Source organism: Morganella sp. HMSC11D09 (genome assembly GCF_001807955.1).
GTDB lineage: Bacteria > Pseudomonadota > Gammaproteobacteria > Enterobacterales > Enterobacteriaceae > Morganella > Morganella morganii.
This window is the reverse complement of sequence record NZ_KV791702.1, coordinates 90,116-91,618: the sequence shown is the minus strand read 5'-3', so window position 1 is coordinate 91,618 and position 1,503 is coordinate 90,116. Positions and strand designations below refer to the sequence as shown.

At 49.1% G+C, this 1,503-nt stretch carries 1 protein-coding gene; it reads left to right on the top strand.

Going from position 1 to position 1,503, the window contains the following annotated elements:
• Positions 1–135: 135 nt before the first annotated feature.
• The coding region (locus HMPREF3119_RS19875; RefSeq protein ID WP_246829287.1) for a phage tail fiber protein at positions 136–1,503 on the top strand (1,368 nt) is incomplete at its 3' end.

The following is a 1,503-nucleotide window of genomic DNA, read 5'->3' as shown; positions in this document are numbered from 1 at the left end:
GACAAATAACGGTAATGTGCAGGGGATTTATAACACCCACTGTATCGACGGTGATTTATATTTATAACCGACGTATAGCTCAATCAAAATAACCGCTCCGGCGGTTTTTTTTCGTCTGAAATTTAAGGAAACCCCATGATTTACACCGACGGCACCATAGCTATTAAAGCCGGTTCACCGATTGTGACCGGCGCCGGTACACAGTGGAAAAAGAACATTCACGGTGTGGCACCCGGCCAGCTTATCAGCATCGAGAACGGTACTGCACCTGTCAGCATGATGATCCGCGCGGTAAACAGTGATACAGAACTGGTGTTGTCATTCAATGCCCCGGTAACACTCAGCGGCGCAAAATACTCCATCGCCACCACGGTACCGGACACCATTTCAGATGCGGCCCGTACCATGTCAGCGAACCAGGGCTATATCGTTTACTTTCTCCAGGCAATGCAGCAGTGGATGACAGACACCGGACAGGTGGAAATTGAGTTGCCGAACGGGCAGAAGGTGACGCTGGACAGCATTAAAGCCCTGAATGATGCTATCAGCAAAATACCGAAAGTGGTTCAGGGTACCGGTGATTCAAAAACGGATGTTATCAGCCAGGACGGAACGGTTAAAGCAATCAACGCAGCAAAACCAGGTGACGCCACAACTGCAACAAAAGGGATTGTGCAACTGACCGGAACCGTCGGGGAATCGATGGTTAATGTCATGCACCAGAAGGCGGTCAAAGACTGGATTGCTTACTATTTGTTTGGGCAAACTGATAACTCTGTCGTTAATGGTTTGTATGCACCGGATAAAAAATCATGGATCGGCATAAAGAATGGCGGGATATTTTACTGCAACACAACAGATACTCAGTTATTCAGTTTTCAGGACGGAAGATTAAAACTCTATAACACAATGGACTGTGTATCACGCGCAGAAATTGCATCGCCGAATAATAATTTCAAAGCGGGACTCTATGCTTATGATGACGGGCGTCTGTTACTCAGTGCGTTAAGAACGGGGGATGGAGGCTGGTCTAACATCACAATCCCTAAAAATGGCGGCGAAATGATGTCAACAGGCAACTACTATGTTGACGGTAGCGGTTATGTCAAAAAATCATCCCCGATTATCCAAATCCGCCCTGACGGTAATTACGAAACCAACGACGAATCCGCCGGTGCCGAAGTCCGCCGCACCGGCACCGGCCAGTATCATATTACCGGCATTCTTGGTTATAACTCAGATGGTGCATGGGGCGTAAACGGTGGTATCTCAGTACCGAAAGACAATAACGGCCTAGAGCTGGTTTACGTTGCTGACCGCGTGCTGGAAGACGGTAGTATCATCATCGAAACCTGTCACCGTCAGCATGCGCACTTACCGGAGCGTTTCCAGAACTGGCGGCTGAAAGAGATCACCCCGGAAGGTGAGCGTATTTTCTACCAGGACGGCGAACCGTGTGACCTGCCGGAATCTACCCGCCTCGATGTGCGTGTGGAAATGCCG